This window comes from Bacteroides muris (ex Fokt et al. 2023), from assembly GCF_024704895.1.
Classification (GTDB): Bacteria; Bacteroidota; Bacteroidia; order Bacteroidales; family Bacteroidaceae; genus Bacteroides; species Bacteroides muris.
Map to the genome: position 1 here is coordinate 1 of NZ_JAMZEE010000035.1, position 20,711 is coordinate 20,711.

Here is a 20,711-nt window from a genome sequence, read left to right on the forward strand (position 1 = left end):
CCAAGACCCAAGCTCCGAAAGAAACCTATGGCAAAGAGAAGAAAAATGATAGATTATAGCTCCGTTTTGCTGTCAGAATGTCAAACTATCGCTGCCCTCGTTCCCGAAAGCGGATGCAAAAGTAGAGCTTTTAAGGACATCTGCAAAATATATACAAGCTTTTTTTGAGGATTTTTGAAAACTTTTCTATAAAATACTGACTGCCAGATATGTTTTAAAACATAATCCTTGAAGGAAAAAGAATACAGAAAATAAGAAACACATTATATATATGCGAGCGAGATAATACCGAACAATCAACCATTGATATGAATACAAAAAACAAGGAAACACGTCGGAGAATAACCCAGGAACCGACAAATCAATGCAAATACCCAGACGAACAGATACCCCTGACGACGAGAAACGGACGGGAAGACTCCGAACGAACGCGGGTGAAGAGGACAGGACAGCCTGAGACAGCCAATAACCACAAAACAAGGAAAGCAACTACAAAAAAAAACACTGTCAAAACCGACAAGGGGAATTAATTAACACAATAAAGAAAGGATTAAGAGCCTGTTTAAATTTTCTTCAAAAAGTTTTTTCAGCTTCTTCCCAAGCTTCTTTCCAGTCTGTTTTTCTGTTTCTATTCGTCACATAGCCCGCTATGCTCTTCATTAGAACAGAAAAACATTCTCAAAAAAGAACTCTTAAAAGAATGCTGAATAAAATTTAAACAGGCTTTAATACAAATTGGGATAATCAAAAATCGGGATAGAACAAGGATAACTCCCAATGGGCCTCTCCTTAGTTCTTGGCAGGCCAAGGAACAGAAGGCTCCAATATCGGGGAGACAGACTCCCAAACCTGGACATTGATAGACCGCATTCCTTGTACAGAAGGATGCCCCCATTGTTTATCAATGTCGTGCAAACGAATATTCTCGATGGCATAGTACCGGCAAATTTCATCCATGGAATCAGTTATCTCTTCGGATAATTCAGAATTGGTAATATTATAAATCTTGGCCGCAGGATAGAGCTGCTTGAGAGATGCAAGCAGATAGCAAAAGGCAGGGCGGAAGCTATACAAATCGGCTTTCATCCAACCATTATATTGGTATGTGCCAATGGGGACACCTGCCCAACTGTCATTGGTACCACCAAAAACAAAGATTATGTCGGGGACACCGAGGTTATGAATACGGGTGATAAAAGAACGGTCGGAGTAATCGGCTTTCTCGTAACCGGTATGACAGACGGTAGAACCGGAATAGGAATTGTTGCGTTCCAACTGAAAGCCGTGCTCATGGATGAAACGGTGCCACCAGGTCTCCTCCACCTTCGTCACATCATTTTCCTTCTTTTCGCCGGGAACTCCATACCAGCAGAGATTGGCGGCAGGAGAGACATGACCGTAAAAGGTGGAATAGGAATCACCAAGGATAGAAACTTTCTTCTGAGCAAACACCCCTGATACAAGGGCCAGGGAAAAAACAACCAGAAAAAACAAGGATTTGCAGTTCATAATAAATAGATTTTTATGTCGTATGCTGCAAAGTTATAAAGTTTGTCCCGGTTTGACGGCAGGAAGCCGTATTTTTTTGCCATTGCCCGCTTATATGCCCCCACCTCTGCCACCGAATTCCCACAAGAAAGGAAATGCCGGATTGAGAGAGGGCGAGAGCACCTGGATGAGAGCAATCCCGACACGCGGACTGACCGTACCCGTAGGAAGTATCAATTACACCACCGACAGTTTCTATCTTACCTCCTTGCGGATAGAGAGAACAGCCATTAACTGCCACCGGACTCAGCTACCGGGAACCTTTCCGACAGCAGGCAGACTCCACAGCGACTGAGCAGTAATAATCAGAACTGGAAATAGATAAACGGCTGTATTTCCGAACTTTTCATCTGAATGACCAGATAGATTACAGCAAGCATCAGTAGCGCCTTTCCCAATAAGGGGAGGCGGACTACTGTTTTTGTGCAGGCACGTTCCCAACTGTCGGGCACAAAATGCAGAAAATATCCCAATGCCATCAATGCGAACACTTCCCAATAGCCTGCCACCAACTGCGGGAAGAGCTGCGGACGAAAAGTTGTGAATATCTGCTTCAGCATATCCATTGATGTGGAGAACTCCGCATTACGGAAGAATATCCAGCAGAAACAAACAAAATGGAAAGTGACAAGCACTCCGAAGAAGCGGCGGATGCCACGGCTCTCCGTCCCCTTCTTACGCCCGGTAAGCGTCATCCAGAACTTATGGGCTGCAAGCGCAACGCCGTGCATCATCCCCCAAAGGACAAAATTCCACGAAGCGCCATGCCACAAGCCACCCAGGAACATGGTAATGATGAGATTGACATATTGGCGGATTTTCCCCTTCCGGTTGCCACCCAAAGAGATATAAAGGTAATCGCGCAGCCAGCTGGAAAGCGAAATATGCCACCGCCTCCAGAATTCCGTAATGGAAGCGGACTTATAAGGAGAATCAAAGTTGATATTGAAGTGGAAGCCCAGCAACAAGGCAATGCCGATAGCCATATCACTGTAACCGGAGAAGTCGCAATAAATCTGCAAGGCATAGCCATAGACCCCCATCAGATTCTCCACCCCCGAATAGAGAGTAGGATTATCAAAGATACGTTCTACAAAATTGACGCTGATATAGTCTGATATGACCGCTTTCTTGAAGAGTCCACTGACAATGAGGAAGATTCCACGCCCGAACATCTCCTTGGAGACAAACAGCGGACGGCGGATTTGCGGAATGAAATCGCGTGCACGCACGATAGGTCCTGCCACCAGCTGGGGAAAGAAAGAGACATAAAAAGCATAATCCAGCAGACTGGTCAGAGGCGTTATCTGGCGACGATACACATCTATCGTGTAACTCAACGACTGGAAAGTGAAGAAAGAAATGCCCACAGGCAGGAATATGTCCAGCGGTTCAAAGAGTCCCCCTGTCAGCGAGGCAAGGAAAGTGCCCAGGAAGTTGGTGTACTTAAAATAACACAGCAAGCCCAGATTGATGCTCAGGCTGACCCCCACCCACGCCTTGCGCAGCAAAGGAACCGGTTCGCGGACCATCAGCCGGGCAATAAAGAAATCGCAAACGGTGACAAGCCCCAACAGGAAAAAGTAAGTGCCGCTACTCTTGTAATAGAAGTAGTAGGAAAACAGAGTGACAAACAGCAGACGTGCCGTAGCGCGATGCTGCAACACCAGATAGACCAGCATGAAGGCGGCAAACAACCAGAGAAAGATACCGCTACTGAAAATCATCGGTGCCTGAGGGTCGTATATGAACACACTGCGCAACCGCTCCGGGTCTATGTTAAGCGTAGAAAACAATCCGTCAATATTCCACATAATCATTATAGGCTTTTAATAAGGCTTGAAAAAGCAACTCGCCCTGCAGGCGATATCCTTCGGGCATATAGTGTACATGGTCGGGGCGCATCAGCCCTGCTTCCTGCCAATTGAGGCAGGCACGGCGCATGCCGCCCAATATTCCGTACATGTCCCACACGGCCAACCCGTTCTCATCGGCATACCTGAGAATTTCCTGCACAGCGACGGCAGTACGCGGGTTCAACTTATACGTCCGCTTCCGTCTGCGCTGGCGGAAACTTTCGTACGAGCCGGGTGGTGTGGTCATCAGCATCGGCACACCGGGCATGCGGTCGCGAAGCATACGCACGAGATCGTCCATCTGGCGACGGTGCAGCAAGGCGTTGTAGCGCCGATTGTGACTCTCGTTTGTCCCGAACGAAAGAATCAGCAGGTCAGGATGCAAGGCAGCAATCTCTTCCACGCGGTCGGGACGGGTGAAGGTGACACAGAACGCGCCGTTGATACCCACATCCGTAGAGGTCAGCGCACCGAAAACCTGCTGCATCAGTTCGCCCGTAGTACGGGGAAAGATATGCCCGCGGATATGGCTGTCGCCCACATGGACGATGCGCACCGTATCGGCAGAGGCGCCGAGGCGCAGCAGGCGAAGTTTCTCCCAAAAGGCATTGAGCACACCGATGCTGTCCGTCAGGCAATTTTTGCGCACTTCCCGGAAGGCAGGCGGAAGGGTGACAAGCGGCACCGGCACCGTGTCCGTGCGTTGCCTGCAGGTGAGAAGCGTATCGCAATCCGCTGCCGCAAGCTGCGGACAAAGCGTTTCCGGAACCTTGTCCTGCGCTCCCAAGGGGGCTCCCGTCAACCCCAAGAACAGAAACAAGAGGCAAAAGCGCCATATCCTACTCTTCTTCATAAGCCCTCCTCCTGTCATACTGTTCTTTACCGTAAACCAGTGCTTCATACAGCAGTCCGGCCAAGTACTTTCCTCCGCGGAAGTTGATGTGCGTATAATCGTAATTGGCCATCGAAGGCTTGGCATGTACCATCTCTGCCATACTTCCTTCTCCTCCCATTGCTTCGAACATATTCCAGAAAGCCACAGCCTCATCCGCAGCCAGATTCTGCTGATAGCGCACCAGATTCTTGATGCCCGGCATGGTGCGCAGGCTACCGTCCTCGGTCTTATAGTCGCGGTCTCCCACACTGACCACCAGTATGCCTGCTTGCGGGAAAGCCTCTTTCAAATGCTGCAGCGTGGTCTGCATGCCTGCGATGTAGCGGTCGTAATTACTCCCCCGTTTGGTAGCCACGTTCAGGCCATATTGCAGAATTATCAGGTCGTAGGGACGCTGCCGGTTGAACTCGCACATCATCCACACGGGCACGGAACGCAAAGTCAGTCCGGAGCTGCCGCGCAACGAGAAATTGTCCAGCGATATGCCTGCCGTATCGTCCAGGGCAAGCCCGTAGAACAGTGTGGAATCGGCCTTTTCCACTTGCCATCGGACGGAACCGATGTTACCGTCGACCTCCATTTCCTGCAAATCGCCCACCGGATGGAAGGAACGCGTGACAACCTCGCCCCGATTCACCTGCACGGAGAGGGTTGTTTCGCCCCGGTTATAGAAGAAGATGCTGGCACGTCGGCAGGTGTCGAGCCTTGAGGCATAAGCAGTCTGCCCGCGCAGTTCCACATAGGCACCGCCACGGGGCACGAAGTAATGACCCGAAACGCCCTGCTTGCTACGGTCGAAAAAGACAGAATCCATGATGGAATGGCTGCTCCACCCGCTGAAGGAGTGGCGCACTGTGGGACGGTATCCGCTGGTCATGGAGGTGATGGTGACGAAGCCCACACCGCAACCACCGTATTTCTGTTGCAGCTTTTCCCGCAGGTCGGCCGTCAGGATGTCGGCTTCGATGAATGAGTCGCCGAAGTAGGCTATACGCACATGGCGGGGACGCTTGGCAAGGTCGTCCAAGGCGCGGTAGAATGCAGTCATGCCCCGCAGGGTAGAGTCGCTGTAGTCCTCGATACAAGTCATGCCCGTACGGCAGGTATCCACGAACGCGGGTTTCACCTCAGGCGGAGGAGGAAGCAGACTGTCTGCATCGTGCAGCGCTTCGACAGGAGGACGCACATCCCCCAGTATGTCTACGCGCCGCAGCACACGACCACGCCACGTCAATCCCGGCAACCCGTTCATCAACAGCAATAAGCCCGTCACAATGAACACAAACAATCCCGTATGTCGCAATACACTTTTCTCCATGCTCCATGCACTTATCTTTTACGTGCCCGCAAAGATAGAGAATTCATACGGGGGATTGCTATATTCCAATTATAAAAATAATCATAAGCCACGGCTTTTTCATTTACGGGAGTCGGAGGGGTTTATCGGGAGTTAAAAGCCGATAACACAGCTATACATCAGCAGAGCGATCGGCTCTTAACGAACTCCTTAGCCCGAAGGGCGATAACTCTTTGAAATGAAAAGCCGTGCCATGAGGTTCTTGGGTCTCTTGTCCTCTCCCGGTCACACTCCTATGAGAGAGTGGTACAGATATGATAACGAAGTATACACAGTCCGGTCAACAGTTTGCTTCATCCTAAAGAAAAAGTTTATCTTCACAGTCAAGATGTATATCTTAAGGCTGAATATATATATCTTAACTGTGAAGATGTACATCTTCACAGTTAAGATAAACTTTCTCCTTAGGCCGAAACAGACTTGGTATGTGAGAGAGACAATCCGACAAGTATAGAGAGAGCTTCTCACAACAGGTGTCTGAGGCCTGAGAATGCAACTACCCCTGCCACACACATCGTTGCGGCAGGGGTAGTTCAGTATTCGGATATGATGTACTCTCTTGTCAGATAGTCTTCTCCACGTTCCATACAAAGGCTCGAAGCCCCAGCTGTTCCGTTTCCCGGTCCATCTTATGAAGTGCTTCGAGCAGAGGGTCTACCTTGGCATCGTCCACCATTGTGATGATGGCAGAGCACATGCTGGGCCAGGCATGGCTGCCGTAGTGCGGCTCGCCGGTCTTGCTGCCACGTCCCTGCACCTGCTGCCAATAGCTGAAGCCGCGGCAGTTCTGGCGGTCGAGCAGTGCCATGATGCGCTCGTAGAAGGCTTGGTCGAATGTGATAAATACGGATTTCATTGTTTGTTTCTTCTATAAGTTATAAAAAGCATCTCCGCGCCCGCCCTCCCGCGCCGGGGAAGGAAGGACGCGAAGACAGGATTATTGTTTGCGGGGTTTCGTCATCTTCTCCTTATGCGTGAGGTAATACTCGTTCAACTCACGGTCTTTCTTTATCTTGCGGCGTGCACGCCTGATACCGGTACCGGCAAACGAGCAGTAGAGCACGGGCACAAGAATCAATGTCAGGATGGTAGATACCGTCAGACCACCGATAACCGCCACACCCAGCGGGCGCCACATCTCGGCACCTTCACCCTGGCCCACGGCCATCGGCACCATACCGAGAACGGTAGTAAGTGTCGTCATCAACACCGGACGCAGACGGCTGCGGCCTGCCGTAACCACCGAGTGGAGCACAGCCATGCCGCGCTCGCGACAGAGCGTGATATAGTCTATCAGCACGATACCGTTCTTCACCACGATACCAATCAGCATGATGCCTCCCAACAGGCTCATCACATTCAGGTTGGTGCCCGTAAAGAAGAGCGCCATGAGCACGCCGCTGAAAGCGAACGGAATGGAGAACATGATGATGAACGGATAGGTCAGCGACTCAAACTGCGCCGCCATCACGATGAACACCAGAATGACGATGAGCACCGCCAGCGTACCCAAATCCATGAACGACTCCTGCTGGTCTTCGTACGAACCGGAAATCTGGATGGAAACGCCACTCGGAAGGTCCATCTTGTCGATAATGGCATTTCCTTCCGCCACCACGTCGCCCAACGGAGCGCCGGAGATGATGGCCGATACGGTAACGATGCGCTCGCGGTCCTTACGCTCGATGGTAGGAGGCGCGGAACGTTCCACCACTTTGCCCAGGTCTTTTACACGGACAGCCTTTCCGGCAGGGGTATAGATAAGGATGTTCTCCAGGTCCTCGATCTTCGTACGGAATTCGGGAGCGTAGCGCACACGGATGTCGTACTCGTCACCGTCCTCGCGGTAGTAGGAAGCCAAGGCACCGTTCACGCGGTTGCGCAGGTAACCCGATGCCGTAGAGAGATTCAGCCCGTGCAGGGCAAGCTTCTCGCGGTCGAAGTCCACCTGGTATTCGGGCTGGTAGTCCTGACGGCTGATGTTCACCTCGCTCACGCCCTTCACGTTGAGAAGCTTCTCCTTCAGTTCGGCCGACACGCGGTCTGTAGCCGTGAAGTCATATCCATAGACCTCGAAATCGGCACTTGCCTGGGCACTCATGCCACCTGTGCTTCCGCCCATGATGACTTGTGCCTTGTCCAGTTCGGGATAGCCTTTGAGGTCCTGGCGCATTTCATCGCACACGGCCTCCAGCGTGACATCACGGTTGCCCACGCTCACCAAACTGATATTGAAGCTGATGATGTGGCTGCCGTTGTCCTGCATCGAAGCAAAGGTATTGTCCGAGTCGGCCTGGCCTACGGTGTAGTTGCACACTTTCAGCACGCCTTCATAGCGCTTCATCCACAAATCGGTCAATTCCGAAGCCAATGCCTGCGCACGCTCCACGCGGGCACCGATAGGCAGCTGCAGCTTCACGGCAATGCGCGCGTTGTCTGCCGCCGGGAAGAACTCGGAGCCAATGTACTTGGCGCACATCAGACTGAGGGCAAACAAGCCGGCACAGGCCAACACAATAGTCTTACGATGGCGCACAGCCCAGTTCAAACGATTCTGATACCATACATCGAGGGCATCCAACGCAAGCTGGATGGGTTTATAGAAAGCGATGAACCACTTGCTTTGCTTCTTCTGCAAACGCAGGAGCTGCGAACACATCATCGGAGTGAATGACAAAGCCGATATGGTGGAAACGGTCATAATGACGCACATCATCCAGCCCAACTGGCGGAACAACACGCCCGACATACCGCTTACCATCGTCAGCGGGAAGAATACGGCAATCATCGTCAGCGTAGAGGCGATAACCGAAATGGCCACCTCGTTCGTGGCATGCACCGCCGCCTGCTTCGGCTCGGAGCCGCGCTCGATGTGGGTGGTGACGTTTTCGAGCACTACAATGGCGTCGTCCACCACATTACCAATGGCAATGGAAAGACACGAAAGCGAAATGATATTGAGCGAACCGCCGTCGATAATGCCCAAGTAGATGAACGAGGCCACCAAAGACATCGGAATGGTGATGCAGATGATGACCGTGGCACGCCAACGGCCCAGAAAGACGAACACCACCAGGATAACGAACAGCATGGCGTAAATGATGGTTTCCTCCAAACTGGAAATCGTATTCAGGATGTTGTCCGACGTATTGACGATGATGCCCAGCTTCACGTCGCTCGGCAAAGACTTCTGCAACTGCGGCAGCATGTCGATTACCTTCTGCGAGATGGCTACAGAGTTGGCACCCGACTGCTTCTGCACCACAATCATGGCACCCTGCACACCGTTGCTGTAGGTCTTCTGCGCACGTTCTTCCACAGAGTCCACCACCCTTGCCACATCGCGCAGATAAACGGAAGCCCCGTTGTGGGTACCCACTACGATGTTCTCCATCTCTTTCGGGTCTTTGAACTCACCTTCCACACGTAGCGAATAGGTGTTGCTACCCACATCGAACGTACCGCCCGGTGTGTTGCGGTTCTCACCACTGATGACGGAGCTGATGGTTTCTACCGAGAGGTCGTAGGCATCCAGTTTATTGGGGTCGCAATAAACATTGATTTCGCGCTTGGGCGCACCCGAGATGGATACCGTACCCACACCCGGCACACGCGCCAAAGGATTGGCAACGTTGTCATCCAGTATCTTGTAAAGTGCCGGCTGGCTCTCTTCCGCCTGCACGGAGAGCAGGAGGATGGGAATCATGTCCGTACTGAACTTGAAGATGATGGGCGTTTCCACCTCATCGGGCAGCATGGAGCTGACCATGTCCAGCTTGTCGCGCACATCGTTCGTCAGTACATCAATGTCGTAGCCATACTCAAACTCCAGCGTAATCACAGAGATATTCTCCGACGAACGCGAAGTGATATGTTTCAGATTGCTGACAGAATTCAGCGTATTCTCCAACGGACGGGTCACGTTGTTCTCAATGTCCGACGCACTGGCGCCCGCATACGAGGTCATTACCATAATGGTATTGGTCTCGATATCCGGATAGAGGTCCACCGGTAACTTCGACAAAGAGAACAGACCAAATATCGCCACTGCCAGGAAGCAGAGCGAGGTCATAATCGGTTTCTTAACCGCTCCTTCGTATAAACTCATTTTTTCTATTTGATAATTGATAGTTGATAACTGATAGTCAAGAATTGGCAGGCCACTGATAATGGCAATAAGGACAATGCCGCATCATCCATTCTTGATTATTTTTCTACTTCTACTTCCACTCCGTCGGCAAGTTTGGACTGTCCGGCAATGACTACCTGAGAGTTGTTGTCCACACCGGAAATCAACTCGTATTCAGTATCCATGCGACGACCCAGTTCCACTTTATTATAAGATACCTTACCATCCTTGTAGACATATACATAGCGGTCGCCAGAACCGGCACGCTTCACAATGGCAAGGTCGGGCACCACAACATGGTCTTGCGTACCGAAGTTGAGCGTGGCACGGGCAAACATACCCGGACGCACGCGCCGGTCACGATTGGCAAGCTGCACCTCTACGGGGAACGTACGTGTGGCGGAATCAATCGTCGGATACACCAGACTTACCTTGCCTTCAAACTCTTCATCACCATAGACATCTATTTTTACCGTGACGGAAGCTCCTTTCGCAACCTTCGTAAAGTAACCTTCGGAAACGTTGATAAGCAACTTCACGGGAGTAATCTGCTCTACCACAAGGACAGGTTCGCCACCACCGTACATGTCACCGTTGTCATAATTGCGCGCTGTCACCACACCGTTAATGGGGCTTAGCAAGGCTGTGTTCTCCAGCAAGTTCTTGTAAGAGGTTTCGCGTATATCGAGGTTCATCTTGGCGGCATCCCATTCCGACTTGGAGGCTCCGCCCACCTTGTAAAGCTCGTCCACACGGCTGAACTCAATCCGCTGGTTGTCCAGCTGGAATTTAACCTGCTTCAGACTGGCGGCATCCATGCTGACAAGCTTTTGTCCCTTTGCCACACGGTCGCCTACTTCGACAAAAATGCGGTCTATGCGCACCGGTGAAGAGGGAGCGATGTTATTCTTCACTTCAGCCTCTACGGTAGCCGTATATTCCTGAATCTGGTCTACCGGACGGGAGGTCACACCCGCCAGTTTCACTTTCGGTTTCTCGTCCACTTTCTCTGCTGCAACTTTTTCGCCGCCTCCGCTACATGCGCCCAGCATGACTACAGACAGCAGGGCAACTAATTGAAAACTTTTTTTCATATCGTCGTTCTTATTTTATTTCTGATTTTTAATGATATAGTCTCTACCCAACACCTGGTCAAGATCGGCCTTCGCTACCAGATAATCGTATATGGACTGGTTGTAAGTGAGTTCCGCCTCGGTGAGCTGTACCTGCGAGGAATTCAGCTCGAGCACGGTTCCCTTGCCCACCTCGTAACGCTTGCCGGCAATCTGAACCGCCTTTTCGGCCTGCATCACATTCTCCTTGTTGCTGGACACCTGCTCCGAACTGGCTGCCATATTGTCTTGATAGCTCGTTATCTGCATATTCAGCTTGCGTTCCGTATCAATGCGGTTCTGCTCCAACTGACGCATCTGGATGCGATTCGTTTTCAGCTTCGTGAAGTTGCTTGCCTTATATAAAGGAATGCTCAGATTGAATACCAGTGAGGAACTGCTTCCATAATTATAGTTGAAGAGATTCCAGGTGTCATTATTCATAGACTGGTATTGATAAGAATATCCCAAGCCTAAGGTCGGCATGAAGTTGGCACGCAGCGATTTGATGTTCTTCTGAAGCATCAGGCGGTTCAGTTCCAGCTGCTTCATGGTAGAGTTGTTTGCCAAACCCTCATGAACCGTGTTGTCCAGCTGATTGGCAAACACCACGCCTTCATAAGCAGCCAGACTATCGTCAATATCAATATCCACATCAGCGGTAATACCCATCAGCACCTTCAGTTGCAATTTGGAAAGCGTCACGGCATTGCCTGCAGAAACAAGACTCGGTTTCACGCTGCGCATCTGCACCTCAGCAGTAATTTTGTCAAACTCACTGACAGCACCTTGCTGATATTTGGCGTTGACGATATTAAAATTGTCTTCCGCCAGTTTATAACTATTTTGCAACACCTCATACGAGTCTTGCGCCAGCATCAGCTGATAGTAGGCTTTGGTCACCTGATTTACCAGATCTTGCTTGGAAGCCCGCGACTTCTCCACCGCCAGCTCAATGTCCGTCTTGGTCATCGACATGGCGCGATATACCGTCGGGGCAAACAGAGGCAGACTGATGTTCAACGCTCCGGTGACTGTATTCGCCTTGTCTTTACCCATTTTCACAGTCTGGTCTCCGATACTGAACTGCGGTGCCGTGATGGTATGGCTCATACTGCCTGAAACACTCGCTTCGGGCAACAAGTTCTGCCACGTTTCCTTATGGGCCACTTTCTTCAGCGCAATCTCTTCTTGAGCCACTTTAATGATGGGATTGTCGCTCAGGGCTATTTCCAAAGCCCGGTCAAGGTTCAGGGTCAGTGTCTCTTTGGCTTCCTGTGCCCGCAGGGCATGGCCCACAGACAGCATTATCGCCGCCAGCAACAACATTTTGCCAACCCGAATTTTCTGCATCTTCATAAATAATTGGTTTATTTTTGTTTATTGTTTCTTCTCTTCTTCAGCAGAGAGTTGCCTTTTACGATAGTCATGGATAAATATCTCGAGCTCAGCCGCTCCTTTTTCCGTAGAAATGCCTCGTAAGAAGGTGAACATGATTGATTCATACACTTCGAGGAAAGAGTACCTGTCGCAAAGGTCGGTTTCCATCAGCACGTCCAACTGCTTGCGCACCAGCAAGCCTATGATGGCAAAGTTCACATCGTCGCGGAAAATGCCCTGCGACACACCTTGTTTGAAGAAGTTGATGGCATCTTCGTGATTCCGGTTATTGTCGCATTTCAGCAGTTCGCATGCCTTGGGATACTTCTTGATGTCTTCAAAGAAGCTTTTGTTTGTAGCATGGAATTTCTCAATGCCGCGCAGATAGAGTTTCAGCAACACTTCCAGCACATTTTCTGATTTCTTGATGATTTCGACGACAAATGCATCCGTCTCCCGCTGCTCTCTCAGAATACATGCTTCCAACAGGGTTTCCTTGTCGGAAAACACTTCGTACAACGTACGTTTGGAGATTCCCAAAGAAGCGGCTATTTCATCCATCGTAACGCACTTGATTCCCGATGCGGAAAATAATTCTGCGGCAACGCTAATGATTCGCTCTCTCAATTCAGACCGCGAAGTGGCATGTTTGATGTGTTCGCCCATTTCTTCCTTTCTTTAAAATTCCTTGAATTAATGCTTTTCCGGAAGCTGTCCCTACTTATTCTTAATACCGGCCTTCTTCAGCTTCTTATTCATTATCGGAATAAAAACGGGGCAAATATAGAAAGAAAACTCAAAACAGCATTTGAGTTTTCTTCTTTTGTTCTATAGATTAATAAATATTATATTTCCGGCAGATTTATTGGGAAAGTGTTAATAATCAAACTCCACCTATAAAGATTAAGGATTTACAAAGTGACAGTCCACAAAGATTCTATCTGTCGCAATATAAAGACAATCCCAATATTCGTAATGTGACAATGAATTAATTTCATCAACCGATTATTTTCGCAACAATTCATTTATATAATTTCCATAAAACTAAAAAATAGCTTAAAAAGATTCGATAACCCGCTTGCTTTATAAACCACAAAGCACCGCTTAGGTATAAATATATAAGTTTTCTTTTCAATAAAGCATGTTTTTCTTTTTTTTATTTGCTTCTCACAATAAAATTAATATATTTGCACACAGACAACAAATCATTGCATAAAAACACATAATTTTATTTAATCTTAAAAACTGTTACTTATGAAAAAAGAGTTAATTTTCTTGTTGGTTTGTTTGTGTTTTCGGGCAACCTTAGCAATTGCCCAAGATAGACAAGTGACAGGCACTGTAACCGCAGAAGAAGACGGACTCCCGGTTATCGGAGCGTCTGTGCAGGTAAAAGGAACAAAAACAGGTATTATCACTGATGCCGACGGCAATTTCAAGTTGACGAATGTGCCGGTTTCAGCCAAAACACTTGTAATCTCGTTTGTCGGAATGAAAACGCAAGAGGTAGCCATTACCGGCAAGGCTTTAAAGATTGTACTGAAAAGTGACAGCGAGCTACTTGATGAAGTAGTAGTAACAGGTATGCAGAAAATGGACAAGCGACTATTCACAGGTGCTGCCACCAAGCTGAACAGCGAGAATGTGAAATTGGACGGTATGGCCGACATCAGTCGCTCACTTGAAGGACGTGCAGCCGGTGTTTCAGTACAAAATGTGTCCGGAACTTTCGGTACCGCACCGAAAATCCGCGTACGTGGTGCTACCTCCATTTACGGTAGTTCCAAACCCTTATGGGTGGTAGACGGTGTCATTATGGACGACGTAGTCGATGTCAGTGCCGACGAACTCTCTTCCGGTGACCCGAATACGCTGATTTCTTCGGCCATTGCCGGCTTAAACTCGGATGACATCGAAAGTTTCCAGATTTTGAAAGACGGCTCTGCCACTTCTATATATGGAGCACGTGCCATGGCAGGCGTAATTGTAGTTACGACCAAGAAAGGTAAAAGCGGACAAAGCCGCATTAGCTACACCGGTGAATATACGATGAGACTAAAGCCCAGTTACCGGCAGTTCAACATTATGAATTCACAAGACCAAATGTCCGTTTATCAAGAATTGCAGCAGAAAGGATACCTGAATTATGCTACGGTATCCAACTCTGCCGACAGCGGTATCTATGGGAAGATGTATGAACTTATCAGCACTTACGACCCCATAACAGGACAGTTCGGATTAGCCAATACCGATGAAGCCAGAGCGGCTTATCTACGTGCAGCCGAATATCGCAATACCGATTGGTTCGACTTGCTCTTTTCCAATTCCGTGCAACACAACCATTCCATCAGCATCTCTTCCGGTACAGACAAGGCACAATATTATGCCTCGCTCAGTGCCATGGTGGATCCCGGATGGACCAAGGCAAGCAAAGTGGAACGTTATACAGCCAACCTGAATTCCAATTATAATATTTCAAAGAAAATCACAGCATCTCTTATCAGTAGCGCCAGTTATCGTAAGCAAAAGGCCCCTGGAACCCTGAGCAGCGACATAGATGCCGTAAGCGGCGAGGTGAAACGCGACTTTGACATCAACCCCTATTCGTATGCAATGAACACCTCCCGAGCATTGGATGCCAATACATTTTACACCCGCAATTACGCTCCGTTCAACATCTTCCACGAGTTGGATAATAATTACATGGATTATGACATTTTCGACTTGCGCGTACAAGGCGAATTGAAGTACAAGCCCATCAGCCAGTTGGAAGTCGGCATCCTGGGAGCGGTGAAATACTCTGCCACGTCACAGGAGCACTACATCTTAGACTCTTCCAACCAAGCACTTGCTTACCGTGAAATGGGTACTTCTACCATCCGCGACAGGAATCCGTTACTTTACACCGACCCTGACAACATCTATGCATTGCCCATCAGCATTCTGCCCGACGGAGGTATCTACGAACGCACCAACAACAGCATGATTGGCAAAGACTTCAGGGCCACACTAAGCTACAATGACGTATTCAATGAAGACCATATCTTCAACTTCTACTCCGGCATGGAAACCAATCTGATTGACCGTCATTCCAATTGGTTCCGTGGTTGGGGCATGCAATACAGCATGGGAGAAATTCCCAATTATGCCTACCAAGCATTCAAGAAAGGAGCAGAAGATAATGCCAACTATTATACGCTAACCAACAAGCATGAACGCAGCGTAGCCTTCTTCGGCAACGTCACCTACTCTTATCTGGGAAAATATACACTGAACGGAACCGTGAGATATGAGGGCACCAACAAGTTAGGAAAAAGCCGATCGGCACGCTGGTTGCCCACATGGAATATATCCGGAGCCTGGAATATCCACGAAGAAGAGTGGTTCAAGCCGGTAATGCCAACACTCAGCCATGCCGCGCTGAAGCTCTCTTACTCATTGACCGCCGACCGTGGTCCTTCCAACGTGACAAATTCCAACGTAGTGATTTCCAGTGCCAATCCTTGGCGTCCGTTCACCAGTGTCAAGGAGAGCGAACTTTATATTTCACAATTGGCCAACAACGACCTTACTTACGAGAAAAAACATGAGTTCAACTTAGGACTCAGCTTGGGATTTCTTGACAACCGCATCAACTTGGAAGGAGACTGGTATAAGCGTAACAACTTTGACCTGATAGGACTTGCCACCACACAAGGAATCGGTGGAGAGGTACAGAAATTCGGAAATATCGCTTCCATGAAGTCAAGCGGTATTGAGTTGACTTTATCTACTACCAACATCAAGACAAAGGATTTCACTTGGAGCACCAATATCATTTATTCTCATGTACATAACGAAGTAACCGAATTGGAAACCAACAAGCGTGTAATTGACTTGGTATCGGGAACGGGGTTTGCCATGGAAGGATATCCGGTACGTAGTATCTTCTCCATCCCGTTCCGCGGACTGAACGAGCAAGGCTTGCCCACATTCCTCGACCAAGACGGAAACGTCACCACCACAGGCATTTACTTTCAGACAAGCACTCCGGACAAGCTTTCTTTCCTTGAATACTCCGGTTGTGCCGACCCGACGGATGTGGGCAGTTTCGGTAACTTCTTCAAGTGGAAAGGAGTCTCGCTAAATGTATTCATTACCTATTCTTTTGGAAATGTTGTTCGTCTGGACCCGGTATTCAAGAACACCTATACCGACCTTACTTCCACACCGAAAGAGTTCAAGAATCGTTGGACGATTCCTGGTGACGAAAAGTACACCACAGTACCTGTCATTGCCAGCAAACGACAAAACAAAAACGATTCGAACCTGAGTTATGCTTACAATGCCTATAACTACTCAACCGAACGAATCGCGAAAGGCGACTTCATCCGCATGAAAGAAATCTCCGTAGCATACGATTTCCCGAAAAGCGTAGTCAATGCATTGAGGATTAGCAATTTGTCATTAAAGCTTCAAGCCGCCAATCTTTTCTTGATTTATGCCGATAAAAAACTCAACGGCCAAGATCCGGAATTCTTCAATACCGGCGGTGTGGCAACTCCCTTACCACGTCAGTTTACGCTTACACTTAAATTAGGAATCTGATAAAAAGTAGGAATTATGAAAAAATACAATAGATACATCACAATTTTGGCTTGTAGCATCACCTTGGTTACTTTGGGTGCCTGCGATGATTTCCTCAGCACAATGCCGGACAATCGGGCCCAGATTGATACGGAAGACAAGATTACGAGCCTGCTCGTATCTGCCTATCCGAAAAACGGATACTACTTGCTTTCGGAATTTATGTCCGACAACGTAGATGACATGGGAGAAGCCAATCCCAACACTACACGTTTCATCGAGCAGGTATATTCTTGGCAAGACGTGACCGAAAGCGACAACGAATCGCCCGAACGTTTCTGGCAATCCTCTTACGAAGCAATATCCGCAGCCAACCATGCGTTACAAGCTATTGAAGAAATGGGTGGAGCCACTACTGAAAAACTTAAACAAGCCAAAGCGGAAGCGTTGATATGCCGTGCTTACAACCATTTCATGCTGGTAAATACGTTCTCGCTCCACTACAACAGCGCTACCGCCGACAAAGACCTCGGAATCACCTATATGACCAAACCGGAGACGACGGTACTTGTGAATTATGAACGCAACTCGGTGGCAGAAGTATACAAGATGGTGGAACAAGATTTGGAAGAGGCATTGCCCTATGTGGGAGACTCTTACATGTCTGTTCCCAAATACCATTTCAATCCTACAGCCGCCTACGCTTTTGCGTGCCGATTCTACCTCTACTATGAAAAATGGGAAAAGGCGATAGAATATGCCGACAAAGTGTTGGGAAGCTCACCGAAAAGCATGTTGCGCGACTATGCTTACATGGGAACCATGACTCAGCAAATACAAGCCGTGGCGCAACATTACATTGACGCTACATTGAATTGCAATCTACTGCTGACCACCGGCTACTCCAGAATGGGAATCGTCATGGGCAACTATTCCACTTGGAAACGTTTCGCCCACAGTCCTTATTTGGCATCGACCGAAGATGCCGGAGCGCCCAACATCTGGGGAAGTTCGGCAAAATATTATTCGGGACTGAAATCCTACAATGCCACCAACTCCTCGTATGTGATTTTCTGGAGACTTCCCTACCTTTTCGAATACACGGATGCCGTGGCAGGAGTGGGCTACACCCGCTGTGTATTCCCCACCCTGACAACGGATGAATGCTTATTGAACAGAGCAGAAGCCAAGGTGATGCTGAAACGGTATAACGAAGCTGCGGAAGACTTAGATTTGTGGATGCACAACATTATGGATACGAATGTAAAGGTGACTCCCGAATTAGTGACATCATTTTACAATAGCATTGAGTATGCCGAACCGCTGGAGTCCACACAGAAAAAGCACTTGCATCCGGCTTTCAGCATCGATGCCGAAGGAAGCACACAAGAGTGTATGTTGCAATGCGTGCTGGGATTCAAACGCATCGAGACGCTACAACTTGGTTTGCGCTGGTTTGACGTAAAGCGATATGGCATAGAGATTTGCCGTCGTATGATGAATGCCGCCGGAAAACCGGAGAAGCAGACAGACATACTGACTGTGGATGACCCGCGTCGTGCCATGCAGATTCCACAAAAGGTACGCGATGCAGGTTATGAGCCTAATCCGAGAAACTAGAACCTGAGTAAATGAATATTCAAAACAGACAGAAACCATGAAAAAACATTATACATTATACGCATTGTTGATATGCATGCTTGCAGGGGCTTTCACTTCTTGCTCGGAAGACGACTTAAATCCTGCAAGTGTCATTACTACAGGCGAGAAGGTGGAAAACGACTTCGACCGCTGGCTCGTGGCAAACTATGTGAATCCTTACAATATAGCTTTCAAATACCGCTATGAAGAGATGGAGTCCGACCTCAACTACTACACCGTACCGGCAGAGTATGAGCAAGCCGTGCAACTGGCGCATATCGTAAAGTACATCTGTGTAGAAGCATACGACGAAGTGGCCGGAATCAACTTTACGCGCGCATACTTCCCGAAGGAGTTTTTCTTAATCGGTGAGTGGGAGTACAAAAACAACGGAACCTTTATCCTTGGTACGGCCGAAGGAGGAAAAAAAGTCCTGTTGGCCGGAGTCAACTATTTGAACCAATATAAAAACAGCATTGCCTCGCTGAACCATTATTATCTGAAAACCATTCACCATGAGTTTACGCATATCATGAACCAGACCAAGGAGATGCCTACAGCCTACCAGTTCATTACCGGCAATAGCTACGTGGCAGACAAATGGAGCGAATCTCCTTATAATGCGGGATATCTGAAACGTGGATTCATCAGCTCTTACGCGCAGATGGAGCATGGCGAAGACTTTGCGGAGATGCTTTCCTTATACGTTTGTTATCCGGCATCGCAGTGGCAAGCGTGGATGGACGAGGCAGGAGAGGAAGGCGCTTCTCTGATAAACTCCAAACTGACTCTGGTGAAGCAATACATGGCCGACAGCTGGAATATAGATTTGGACAGATTGCGCAGCAGCATACAACGGCGCTCAGCAGATTTGGAAGCCGGGAGAATTGATTTGAACGATTTAACCCTTAAATAATGGAGGCAAGAAGCATGAAAACAAATAAATTATATGTGGCACTATGGGGAATGCTGCTTTGCGCACTGACATTCCAGTCTTGCTTGAAAGATGACGAAGAAGTGTTCGACAAGAATCCGTCCGAACGCTTGCAGCAATATATTTCAGAAGCAAAAAAGGTGCTGACGAGTGCCGAAAACGGTTGGCTGCTAGAGATGTATCCGCATCCGAGCCAAAGCTATGGCGGATATGCATTCGTTGTACGCTTTGACGAGGAGAAAGTGTATGCCAGCACAGAATTGGTCGATGACAGCAGTCTGGAAGTAGAAAGCCTCTACAAAATGACGGACGATGACGGGCCGGTGCTAAGTTTCGACACTTACAATCTGTTACTGCATTATCTTTCCACTCCCAATTCCAATGCCTATCAGGCTTTTCAAGGGGAATTTGAGTTTGTAATCTTGAAAATCACCCCCGACTTGGTGACTTTGCGAGGAAAGAAGACCAACAATGTCATGTATATGCGCAAAATGACGGAAAAATCGCAATCCTACCTCGACAAAATGAGACGACTTATCGAAAGCATGATTCTGAGCGGATTCAGTGGAACTGTGGGAGGGACACAAGTTGCCGGTACCATCGATGTCGATTCCCGGCAGATTTCTTTCGCACCGGCAGACAGCGATCCGGTAAAGGCGGCTTACGTAATAACCGACCAAGGGTTGCGTTTGTATCATCCTACAGAAGTGGCGGGAGTGACTTTCGAGGAGTTTATCATAAATCCGGAAACGAACTCGCTGACCGACAATAGCGGAACCGGCGTAGTATTCAACGCTGTCTTCCCAAAAGGATGGCGTGGCTATGCAGATTATGCCGGGAATTATACGCTCTCATTCAACGGCAAAGAACAAGTCAACGTTACTTTGACTCCTGCCGAAGACGGTGCTTCTTACATAATGAGCGGATTGAATGACAAATTTACAGTGACCTTAAACTACCAACGTTCATCAGGAACTTTGACGTGGCAATCGCAAAAGATTGGCAATAACGGCAAAAATGAAATATGGCTATGCGCCTGGGATGCAGGTCCCGGCCAGTTGACATGGAATACGGCAATAGGCATGCGCACCGAATGGAACGAGAATGAACAATCTCCCGTGTACACTTGGAAAGATTATGGAACATGGGCCGGATACACAGTGAATTCGTACATCATGTGGCAATTGTCCGGAGGCAGCAGCGCAGGAGCATTCACCAACTCTTCATGGTACATTGCAGGTACTAAATCCTGCCGCATGCCACACGTAACAACAATGACTAAAATCAACTGAT

14 protein-coding genes are annotated in these 20,711 nt (G+C 48.6%); 5 read left to right on the top strand and 9 right to left on the bottom strand.

The window, feature by feature from the left end; translation table 11 throughout:
• Positions 1-789: 789 nt before the first annotated feature.
• Positions 790-1,509 carry an SGNH/GDSL hydrolase family protein gene (locus tag M1B78_RS13245; RefSeq protein WP_257940929.1) on the bottom strand — a complete coding sequence of 240 codons (720 nt, stop codon included), beginning with the start codon at positions 1,507-1,509 and terminating at the stop codon, positions 790-792.
• A gap of 22 nt (positions 1,510-1,531) precedes the next feature.
• Here M1B78_RS13245 and M1B78_RS13250 point away from each other — a divergent pair, with 22 nt between their 5' ends.
• Positions 1,532-1,843 (top strand): hypothetical protein, encoded by a 312-nt coding sequence (locus tag M1B78_RS13250; protein ID WP_257940930.1) that lies wholly within the window; start codon positions 1,532-1,534, stop codon positions 1,841-1,843.
• 10 nt (positions 1,844-1,853) lie between these two features.
• On the opposite strand, the gene M1B78_RS13255 is transcribed toward M1B78_RS13250, so the two are convergent.
• The 8 genes from M1B78_RS13255 to M1B78_RS13290 all read right to left on the bottom strand — a co-directional run bounded on the left by M1B78_RS13255 (position 1,854) and on the right by M1B78_RS13290 (position 12,943).
• Positions 1,854-3,362: an MBOAT family O-acyltransferase gene (locus M1B78_RS13255; RefSeq protein ID WP_136010272.1), complete on the bottom strand. Its 1,509-nt coding sequence runs from the start codon at positions 3,360-3,362 to the stop codon at positions 1,854-1,856.
• Positions 3,349-4,257, bottom strand: a complete 909-nt coding sequence (locus M1B78_RS13260) for an SGNH/GDSL hydrolase family protein (protein ID WP_257940931.1) — start codon at positions 4,255-4,257, stop codon at positions 3,349-3,351. The genes M1B78_RS13255 and M1B78_RS13260 overlap by 14 nt, the downstream gene beginning before the upstream one ends.
• Entirely contained in the window at positions 4,244-5,617 is a 1,374-nt protein-coding gene (locus tag M1B78_RS13265) for an SGNH/GDSL hydrolase family protein (protein ID WP_257940932.1), read from the bottom strand. The genes M1B78_RS13260 and M1B78_RS13265 overlap by 14 nt, the downstream gene beginning before the upstream one ends.
• Positions 5,618-6,218: 601 nt before the next feature.
• Complete coding sequence (locus tag M1B78_RS13270) at positions 6,219-6,512, bottom strand: PG0541 family transporter-associated protein (protein ID WP_136010269.1); 294 nt, start codon at positions 6,510-6,512, stop codon at positions 6,219-6,221.
• 81 nt (positions 6,513-6,593) lie between these two features.
• Positions 6,594-9,764, bottom strand: a complete 3,171-nt coding sequence (locus M1B78_RS13275; RefSeq protein ID WP_257940933.1) for an efflux RND transporter permease subunit — start codon at positions 9,762-9,764, stop codon at positions 6,594-6,596.
• A gap of 98 nt (positions 9,765-9,862) precedes the next feature.
• Positions 9,863-10,879, bottom strand: coding sequence for an efflux RND transporter periplasmic adaptor subunit (locus M1B78_RS13280; protein ID WP_136010267.1), 1,017 nt, complete (start codon positions 10,877-10,879; stop codon positions 9,863-9,865).
• Positions 10,880-10,894: 15 nt separating this feature from the next.
• Positions 10,895-12,256: a TolC family protein gene (locus M1B78_RS13285; protein WP_257940934.1), complete on the bottom strand. Its 1,362-nt coding sequence runs from the start codon at positions 12,254-12,256 to the stop codon at positions 10,895-10,897.
• A gap of 21 nt (positions 12,257-12,277) precedes the next feature.
• Entirely contained in the window at positions 12,278-12,943 is a 666-nt protein-coding gene (locus M1B78_RS13290; protein ID WP_257932407.1) for a TetR/AcrR family transcriptional regulator, read from the bottom strand.
• 588 nt (positions 12,944-13,531) lie between these two features.
• Between M1B78_RS13290 and M1B78_RS13295 the strand changes: the two genes are divergently transcribed.
• From M1B78_RS13295 to M1B78_RS13310, 4 genes are read left to right on the top strand one after another with little or no spacing between them, the layout of a single operon-like run.
• On the top strand, positions 13,532-16,864 hold the full coding sequence (locus tag M1B78_RS13295) for a SusC/RagA family TonB-linked outer membrane protein (protein WP_257940935.1): 3,333 nt from the start codon (positions 13,532-13,534) through the stop codon (positions 16,862-16,864).
• Between the two features lie 15 nt (positions 16,865-16,879).
• Positions 16,880-18,463: a RagB/SusD family nutrient uptake outer membrane protein gene (locus M1B78_RS13300; protein ID WP_136010263.1), complete on the top strand. Its 1,584-nt coding sequence runs from the start codon at positions 16,880-16,882 to the stop codon at positions 18,461-18,463.
• 37 nt (positions 18,464-18,500) lie between these two features.
• Positions 18,501-19,400, top strand: coding sequence for a zinc-binding metallopeptidase (locus M1B78_RS13305; RefSeq protein WP_136010262.1), 900 nt, complete (start codon positions 18,501-18,503; stop codon positions 19,398-19,400).
• Positions 19,401-19,414: 14 nt separating this feature from the next.
• A complete protein-coding gene (locus tag M1B78_RS13310) occupies positions 19,415-20,710 on the top strand; it encodes a DUF4302 domain-containing protein (protein ID WP_257940936.1) in 1,296 nt (431 codons plus the stop codon).
• The last annotated feature ends 1 nt before the right edge of the window (position 20,711 follow it).